General features: G+C 64.6%; 8 protein-coding genes and 1 pseudogene. 7 read left to right on the forward strand and 2 right to left on the reverse strand.

The window, feature by feature from the left end:
• The 5 genes and pseudogenes from sucA to RMO40_RS23880 form a co-directional block, all read left to right on the forward strand.
• Positions 1–343: pseudogene (sucA, locus tag RMO40_RS23860) on the forward strand (2-oxoglutarate dehydrogenase E1 component); the annotation flags it as partial.
• A 104-nt stretch (positions 344–447) separates the two neighbouring features.
• A complete protein-coding gene (gene odhB, locus RMO40_RS23865) occupies positions 448–1,713 on the forward strand; it encodes a 2-oxoglutarate dehydrogenase complex dihydrolipoyllysine-residue succinyltransferase (protein WP_309726164.1) in 1,266 nt (421 codons plus the stop codon).
• A gap of 9 nt (positions 1,714–1,722) precedes the next feature.
• Positions 1,723–3,153: a dihydrolipoyl dehydrogenase gene (lpdA, locus tag RMO40_RS23870; RefSeq protein ID WP_309726166.1), complete on the forward strand. Its 1,431-nt coding sequence runs from the start codon at positions 1,723–1,725 to the stop codon at positions 3,151–3,153.
• 14 nt (positions 3,154–3,167) lie between these two features.
• Positions 3,168–4,265 (forward strand): cell division protein ZapE, encoded by a 1,098-nt coding sequence (zapE, locus tag RMO40_RS23875; protein ID WP_309726176.1) that lies wholly within the window; start codon positions 3,168–3,170, stop codon positions 4,263–4,265.
• A 1-nt stretch (position 4,266) separates the two neighbouring features.
• On the forward strand, positions 4,267–4,830 hold the full coding sequence (locus RMO40_RS23880) for a hypothetical protein (RefSeq protein WP_309726168.1): 564 nt from the start codon (positions 4,267–4,269) through the stop codon (positions 4,828–4,830).
• A gap of 6 nt (positions 4,831–4,836) precedes the next feature.
• Here RMO40_RS23880 and RMO40_RS23885 read toward each other — a convergent pair whose 3' ends face one another.
• Positions 4,837–5,601: a protein phosphatase 2C domain-containing protein gene (locus tag RMO40_RS23885; protein WP_309726170.1), complete on the reverse strand. Its 765-nt coding sequence runs from the start codon at positions 5,599–5,601 to the stop codon at positions 4,837–4,839.
• Positions 5,602–5,661: 60 nt separating this feature from the next.
• On the opposite strand from RMO40_RS23885, the gene RMO40_RS23890 reads away from it, so the two are divergent.
• Entirely contained in the window at positions 5,662–5,865 is a 204-nt protein-coding gene (locus RMO40_RS23890) for a DUF465 domain-containing protein (protein ID WP_309726172.1), read from the forward strand.
• Complete coding sequence (gene yoaA / locus RMO40_RS23895) at positions 5,862–7,838, forward strand: DNA repair helicase YoaA (protein ID WP_309726174.1); 1,977 nt, start codon at positions 5,862–5,864, stop codon at positions 7,836–7,838. The genes RMO40_RS23890 and yoaA overlap by 4 nt, the downstream gene beginning before the upstream one ends.
• A gap of 7 nt (positions 7,839–7,845) precedes the next feature.
• On the opposite strand, the gene RMO40_RS23900 is transcribed toward yoaA, so the two are convergent.
• Complete coding sequence (locus tag RMO40_RS23900) at positions 7,846–8,625, reverse strand: outer membrane protein assembly factor BamD (RefSeq protein WP_309726179.1); 780 nt, start codon at positions 8,623–8,625, stop codon at positions 7,846–7,848.
• Between the last annotated feature and the right edge of the window lie 34 nt (positions 8,626–8,659).

Here is an 8,659-nt window from a genome sequence, read left to right on the forward strand (position 1 = left end):
CCTGATCAAGCGGCGTGACGAGAAGAAGGCCTGGGACACCGTCATCGTGCGTGTGGAGCAGCTCTATCCCTTCCCGCACAAGGCGTTTGCCACCGAGCTGAAGAAGTTTCCCAACGTGACCGACGTGGTCTGGTGCCAGGATGAACCCCAAAACCAGGGTGCCTGGTTCTTCGTGCAGCACTACATCCACGAAAACATGATGGAAGGCCAGAAGCTCGGCTACGCCGGCCGCCCGGCCTCGGCATCGCCGGCGGTGGGTTACGCCCACCTGCACCAAGAGCAGCAAAAGGCGCTGCTCGACCAGGCATTCAGCAAGCTCAAGGGTTTCGTCCTCACCAAGTGATGTGTCCTGCGCGTGACACCGGCCGCCCTGCGCCGGTGTTGCGCCAAGCGCTCGGCCGCCTGGAGGCGGCCACCAGCGCGGGGTGAACAACAGAAAGAATTGAAATGGCAATCGTAGAAGTCAAAGTTCCGCAGCTTTCAGAATCCGTGGCCGAAGCCACCTTGCTGCAATGGAAGAAGAAGCCCGGCGAAGCCGTGGCGCTCGATGAAATCCTGGTCGAGATCGAAACCGACAAGGTCGTGCTCGAAGTGCCGGCGCCTGCTGCCGGCGTGATGGCGCAGCTCGTCAAGGGCGACGGCGAGAGCTGCACCAGCGACGAGGTCATCGCCAAGATCGACACCACGGCCGTAGCCCAGGTCAGCCCGCTCGAAGTGAAGCCCGTTCCGGTGACCACCACGCCGGCGACTGCTGCAGCGCCCGCTGCAGCATCGGGTGGCTCCAAGAGCGACGTGGCCATGCCTGCAGCCGCCAAGCTGATGGCCGACAACAACATGGCCTCGGGCTCGGTGCCTGGCACGGGCAAAGACGGCCGCGTGACCAAGGGTGATGTGCTGGGCGCCTTGTCGGCCCCGGTCAAGCCTGCTGCGGCTGCGGTGGTGGCGCCCGTTGCCGCCAGCGTGGCCAAGCCGCTGCCGAGCGTGGCCGCACCCCTCTCCAACAACCTGGGCGACCGCCCCGAGCAGCGTGTGCCCATGAGCCGCCTGCGTGCGCGAGTGGCCGAGCGGCTGCTGCAGTCGCAAGCCACCAACGCCATCCTGACCACGTTCAACGAAGTGAACATGGCGCCGGTGATGGAGATGCGCAAGAAGTTTCAAGAGAAGTTCGAGAAGGAGCACGGCGTGAAGCTCGGCTTCATGAGCTTCTTCGTGAAGGCGGCCGTGGCGGCGCTCAAGCGCTACCCGGTGATCAACGCCTCGGTCGATGGCAACGACATCGTCTACCACGGCTTCTTCGACATCGGCATCGCCGTGGGTTCGCCGCGTGGCCTGGTGGTGCCGATCTTGCGCAATGCCGACCAGATGAGCTTTGCCGACGTCGAGAAGAAGATTGCCGAGTTTGGCAAGAAGGCGGGCGAGGGCAAGCTTTCGCTCGACGACCTGACCGGGGGCACCTTCTCCATCAGCAACGGCGGCACCTTCGGCTCAATGTTGTCCACGCCCATCATCAACCCGCCGCAATCGGCCATCCTGGGTGTGCATGCGACCAAGGACCGCGCTGTGGTCGAGAACGGCCAGATCGTCATCCGCCCGATGAACTACCTGGCGATGAGCTACGACCACCGCATCATCGACGGCCGCGAAGCCGTGCTGGGCCTGGTGGCCATGAAGGAAGCGCTGGAAGACCCGGCCCGCCTGCTGTTCGACATTTAAGAGATCAACATGGCCAACAAGAGTTTTGACGTGGTCGTCATCGGTGGCGGCCCCGGTGGCTACATCGCCGCCATTCGCGCCGCACAACTGGGTTTCAACACCGCCTGCATCGACGACTGGAAGAATGCCAAGGGTGGCCCTGCACCCGGTGGCACCTGCACCAACGTCGGCTGCATTCCGTCCAAGGCCTTGCTGCAATCGAGCGAAAACTACGAGCACGCCAAGCTGCACTTTGCCGACCACGGCATTGGTGTCACGGGCCTGAGCATGGACTCCGCCAAGATGCTCAGTCGCAAGGACGCGGTGGTGAAGCAAAACAACGACGGCATCCTGTACCTCTTCAAGAAGAACAAGGTCACGTTCTTTCATGGCCTCGGCTCCTTCGTCAAAGCCGGGGGCGATAGTTACGAGATCAAGGTGAGTGGTGCGGCCGAAGAGAGCATCATCGGCAAGCACATCATCGTGGCCACCGGCTCCAGTGCACGCGCGCTGCCGGGCGCGGCCTTCGATGAAGAGAACATTCTCAGCAACGACGGCGCGTTGCGCATTGCAGGCGTGCCCAAGAAGCTGGGGGTCATCGGCTCCGGCGTGATCGGCCTGGAAATGGGCTCGGTGTGGCGCCGCCTCGGCGCTGAAGTCACCGTGCTCGAAGCCCTGCCCACCTTCCTGGGCGCGGTCGACGAGCAGATCGCCAAGGAGGCGCACAAGGCCTTCACCAAGCAGGGCCTGAAGATCGAGCTGGGCGTGAAGATCAGCGAAGTGAAGAACGGCAAGAAAGGCGTGAGCGTTGTTTACGCCAACGCCAAGGGCGAAGCGCAAACGCTCGATGTCGACAAGCTGATCGTCTCCATCGGCCGAGTTGCGCATACGAAGGGCCTGAACCCCGAAGCCGTGGGCCTGACGCTCGACGAGCGTGGCGCCATCGTGGTCGACGACAACTGCAAGACCAACCTGCCCAACGTCTGGGCGGTCGGCGACGTGGTGCGCGGCCCGATGCTCGCGCACAAGGCCGAAGAAGAGGGCGTGGCCGTGGCCGAGCGCATTGCCGGACAGCACGGGCACGTCAACTTCAACACCATCCCCTGGGTCATCTACACCTCGCCCGAGATCGCCTGGGTGGGTCAGACCGAGCAGCAGCTCAAGGCAGCCGGCCGTGCCTACAAGGCGGGCACCTTCCCCTTCATGGCCAATGGCCGTGCACGCGCGTTGGGCGACACGACGGGCATGGTGAAGTTCCTGGCCGATGCCACGACCGACGAAATCCTCGGTGTGCACATCGTGGGCCCGATGGCCTCGGAGCTCATTTCCGAAGCCGTGGTGGCGATGGAGTTCAAGGCCTCGGCCGAAGACATCGCACGCATCTGCCACGCCCACCCGAGCTTGAGCGAAGCCACCAAGGAAGCGGCACTCGCGGTCGACAAGCGCACGCTCAACTTTTGACCGCGGGCGCAGACGTGGGGGTTCGTGCGCTTTACGGGCAGACCCTCGCGGAGCGGGGCTACAGCGCCGACCCTGCGCAGTTGCGTGCGGTCGATGCACTGGAGCGTTGCGAGACCGAGTGGGCCGACTACAAGGCCCGCCGCAGCAATGCGTTGACCAAGCTCGTGATGCGCCCGCCCATCCCGCGTGGGGTCTACATGCACGGCGGGGTGGGGCGCGGCAAGAGCTTCCTGATGGATTGTTTTTTCAACGCCGTGCCGCTCACGCGCAAGACGCGGCTGCACTTTCACGAGTTCATGCGTGAGGTGCACCGCGAGTTGGCCGAGTTGCAAGGCACCGTCAACCCGCTGTACGAGCTGGGCAAGCGCATTGCACGCCGCTACCGGCTGATCTGCTTCGACGAGTTCCACGTCGCCGATGTCACCGACGCGATGATTCTTCACCGCCTGCTGGAGTCGCTGTTCGAGCACCGGGTGAGCATCGTCACCACCTCCAACTTCAAGCCCGACGATCTTTACCCCAACGGCCTGCACCGCGACCGCATCCTGCCAGCCATCGAGCTGCTCAAGGACAAAATGGAAGTGATCAGTGTCGACAACGGCACCGACTACCGCCGTCGCACGCTGGAGCAGGTGGCGATGTACCACACGCCCCTGGGCCAAGCGGCCGATGCGGAGATGGCTGACGCCTTCACCCGGCTCGCGGAGAGCAAGGACGAGTCGCCGGTGTTGCACATCGAGCACCGCGAGCTGCGCGCTCGCCGCAAGGCCGGTGGTGTGGTGTGGTTCGACTTCAAACAGCTGTGCGGCGGCCCGCGCTCGCAGAACGACTACCTGGAGCTGGCCACGCAGTTCCACACCGTGCTGTTGTCTGACGTGCCGCAGATGTCGCCACGCCTGGCTTCAGAAGCACGGCGCTTCACCTGGCTGGTCGACGTGCTCTACGACCGGCGCGTCAAGCTCATCATGTCGGCCGAGGTGGCTCCCGAGGCGCTCTACACCGAAGGGCCGCTGGCGCACGAGTTTCCGCGCACGGCCTCGCGCCTGAGCGAGATGCAGTCGGTGGAGTTCTTGTCGCTGGCGCGGCGTGATGTCGACACCTCGCTGACCTGACATGAAGGCCCGCGCCGTCGTGTTGCTGTGGGCCTTGTGCGGTGTGGTGCATGCCGATGACGCAGCGAAGCGGCAGGCACTCAAACAACAACGCAGTTCGATCGAAGCGCAGCATGCGCAGCTTGAAGAGGCGTGCCGCAAGCAGTTTGTGGTCACCCCTTGTCTTGAGAAGGTTCGGGTTGACAAGCAAGAGGCGCTAAAGAGCGTGCGCACCCAGGAGCTGGCGCTGGATGAAGCGGAACGCCGCCAGCGCGCCGAGGCGCAAGCTCAGCGTCTGGCCGACAAGGCAAAAGAAGCCCAGGTGAGGGACAGCACGCCTGCCGCCGCGCCCAAGGCGCCCAAAGCACAACAGGCGAGGGCGCCCAAAGTGGCGAAACCCTCGGCACCCAAGGCTTCGGCACCCGATCGCAGCGCCGCAGAAAAGCGCGACCGAGAAGCCTTCGAGTCCCGACAGCGCGAGATCCAGGCGCATCGCCAGGCGGTGATCAAGCGCAATGAGGAACGTGCAGCACGCAAGCCGCCCAAACCGCTGCCCGTGCCGGGCAGTGCCGTGGCCAGACCCTGAAGCGTTTCAGCTCAGCGGATCGAGCCGCACCAGGGCCAGAGACAGGTTGTCTCCCGACCCGCGCGCACGCTGGCGCGCCTTGCTGACCAGCATCTCGCTCGCTTCGCGTGGCGGCAGCGTGTGCACGATGGCGCCGAGTTCCTTGGGCGTGAAGTAGTGCCACAGGCCATCGCTGCAGGCGAGGATGGTGTCGCCCACTTCCAGGTGGTCGATGTGGTGCAGCGTGAGAGGCGGGTCTTGAACAGTGCCCAGGCAGCCGGTCAGCAGGTTCGACTGCGGGTGGCTGTTGGCCTCGTCTTCGGTGATCTGCCCTTCATCGACCAGGCGCTGTACGAACGAGTGATCAATCGTGCGCTTGACCATGTCGGGGCCACGAAAGTGGTAGATGCGCGAATCGCCAGCGTGGATCAAGTCACATTCGCGCGAGGGGCTGATCAAGAACGCGGTGACCGTGCTGTGCGGTTCTTCTTCGGCCGTGATGGCGGTGAGCTTGATCATCAGGTGCGCTTCGAGCACGAGCTGCTTGAGCAGCTCGGAGGGGTCATCCTGGTTGGGGCTGTAGCGCTCGAACAGCTGCTTGGCTGTGAGGATCACTTGATCAGCCGCCTTGCGCCCGCCGCTCTTGCCACCCATGCCGTCTGCCAGCACCGCCATCGCACAGCCGGGTACACGGTGATGCGGCAGGATATCGACTTGGTCTTGTTGGTAGGCGCGGTCACCGCGGTGAATGCCGGTGGCTGCCGACAATCGATAGCCTGGGGGGGTGCTCATGGTCGAAAACTATAATCGCTTTGCTTCTTTGTTCCCATTCCTGCTCTCATTCGCGCTCACATGGATGACAACCTGCATTCGCCACAGCGCCGACTGATCGAGCTCCGCATGGAGCACGCTGACCTCGATTCGCTCATTGACCAGACTTCCGAAGATCGCCCCGCTGACGACTTGGCGTTGCGTCGCCTGAAAAAGCGACGCCTCGTTTTGCGAGACCAGATCTCCAAGCTTGAAATGCGGCTTGAGCCGCCTGAGCCCGCATGAGCTTGCTCAGCGACGACGTGGCGCAAGCCTTCGCGCCAGGTGGCGCTTTGGCGCAAGCCGATGAGCGTTATGTCGAGCGGGAAGTGCAGCAGCGCATGGCGCAAGACGTGGCGGCGGCCATCGACGAGCGACGACCTTTGGTGGCCGAGGCCGGCACGGGTGTCGGCAAGACCTTCGCCTATCTCGTGCCGACCTTGCTCTCGGGCAAGCGTGCGCTGGTTAGCACCGCCACCAAGAGCCTGCAAGACCAGCTGTTTCTGCGCGATCTGCCGCGCTTGCGCGATGCGTTGAAACTGCCGGTCACGCTGGCCTTGCTCAAGGGCCGTGCGAGCTACCTGTGCCAGCACCGGCTCAACCTGGCTCGCCATTCGGCCGAGCTGCCCGACCGTTGGGCGGTTCGCACCCTGGCCAAGATCGAAGTGTGGGCGCGTGCCACTCAAAGCGGCGACCTTGCCGAACTGGAAGGTTTGGACGAACGCTCCAGCGTGATCCCGCTCGTCACCTCAACGCGTGAGAACTGCCTGGGCAGCGACTGCCCCGAGTACCGTCAATGCCACGTGATGAAAGCGCGCCGCGACGCGATGGCGGCCGACCTGGTGGTCGTGAACCATCACCTCTTTTTTGCTGACATGGCCTTGCGCGACAGCGGTGTCGCCGAGCTCTTGCCCAGTGTCGAGGTGGCGGTGTTCGACGAGGCCCACCAGTTGGCCGAAGCCGGTGTCGCGTTCCTGGGCAGCACGCTGGGCAGTGCGCAGGTGATCGACTTTGCACGCGACATGCTGGGCGCCGGTTTGCAGCACGCCCGTGGCCTGGTGGCCTGGCAAGAACTGGCGGGCGCGTGCGACCGCGCGGCGCGCGAGATGCGCCTGGCTGCGGCCGGCACCATCCGCGACGTGCGGGGTGCGTTCAAGCTGCGCTGGGAGGAGCGTGCCGAACAAGATGCTTTCATCGAAGCCTTGCAAGGCCTTGCCGAGGCCTGCGACTGTGCCAAGCTGGGCCTCGAATCGGTGGACGAGTTGGCCCCCGACTTCACCAAGCTGGCCGAGCGGGCCGCGCAGTTCGTGCGGCAGGCGGTCTTGTTCAGTGGCCCCGTCACGCCGGGGCGGGTGCGCTGGATCGACTTGTCACCCCACCAGGCGCGCCTGGTCGAATCGCCGCTCGACATTCGCGACGCTCTGCGAGAGCAGATGGAGGCGGCGCCCAAGGCCTGGATCTTCACCTCGGCCACGCTGGGTGACGACGAGCGCTTGAGCTGGTTCACCGAGTCGGCCGGGCTGGAAGATGCCACCACCTTGCGCGTGGGCAGCCCGTTCGACTACCCGGCCCATGCGCGCCTCTACATCCCTGCGGGTTTCCCCAAACCCAACGAACCGGGTCACCCCGGCGCGGTGGCCACCTTGGCGGGGCGCTGCGCGCGCGCGCTGGGGGGGCGCACCTTCGTGCTCACCACCACGCTGCGCGCCTTGCAAACCATTGGCGAGAAGCTGCACGACAGCTTCGAGGCCGAAGGCGACAACATCCAGGTGCTGGTGCAGGGCAGCGCACCCAAGCGGCAGCTGCTGCAGCAGTTTCTCAACCAGCCGCGCTCGGTGCTGGTCGGTTCGCAAAGTTTCTGGGAAGGCATCGACGTGCCCGGCGACGCACTGCAATGTGTGTTGATCGACAAGCTGCCGTTCCCACCGCCCAACGATCCGCTCGTCGAGGCGCGCGTCAAGCGCCTGGAGAGCGAAGGCCGCAACCCGTTTGCAGATTATTTCGTGGCCGAAGCGGCGGTGTCGCTCAAGCAAGGGGCGGGGCGCCTGATCCGCAGCGAAACCGATCGCGGCCTGCTGGTGATCTGTGACCCGCGCATGGCGGGCATGAACTACGGCCGCCGTCTGCGCGAAGCCCTGCCGCCGATGACGCGCCTGTCAAATGAAGCCGAGGCCCTGGCCTGGTTGCAGAGCCTGTCGGTGGCCTCGCTGCCGTTCTAGAGGCCGCTCACTTGGATGCGGGTGCTGTGGCGATGAAACCGCTGTTGGGGAAGTTCTTGCGCAGCACGCGGTGGGTGTCGTCGCGCAGCTGCTCGAGGCCGAGCTTGTCGTAGCTTTGCGCCATGATGGCCAGGGCCTCTTCGGCGGCCGGCGCTTGCTGGAACTCCTGCAAGGTCTGCTGTGCCCGGTTCACCGCCGCGAGGTACGCGCCACGGCGGTAGTAGTAGCGCGCCACGTGCACCTCGTAGGCGGCGAGCGAGTTGACGATGTAGCGCATGCGCACCAGTGCGTCGGGGGTGTACTTCGACTTGGGAAACTGCTCGATCAGCTGCTTGAATGACTGGTACGAATCGCGCGAAGCCTGCTGGTCGCGCTCGGACAGATCCTGGTTGGCCAGGTTGCCGAAGATGCCCAGGTTGTCGTTGAAGTTGATCACGCCCTGCAGATAAAGCGCATAGTCGAAGGCCGGGCTGGTGGGGTGCAGCTTGATGAAACGCTCGACGATGGCCAGCGCCTGGGCCTTCTCGCCGGTGCGGAAGTTGATGTAGGCGCGCTCGAGCTGCGCTTGTTGCGATAGCAGCGTGCCGGCGGCGCGGCCTTCGAGGCGCTCGTACAGCTTGGCGGCGCGTTCGTAGCTGCCCGAGGCGGCTTCTTCCTTCGCCTCTGAATACAATTTCTCCACGCTCATGCCGGCGGTTTCGTCTTTCGGCGTGGTGTTGCAAGCGGCCAGGACGACGGTCAACAGGGCCAGGCTCCAGGCGCGGCCTGGTGAGCGATTGCGATTCATGAGCAACGTGGCGCCGCGGGAGCGGCGCTTCCAG

It is taken from the genome of Rhizobacter sp. (genome assembly GCF_031412075.1).
GTDB lineage: Bacteria > Pseudomonadota > Gammaproteobacteria > Burkholderiales > Burkholderiaceae_C > Rhizobacter.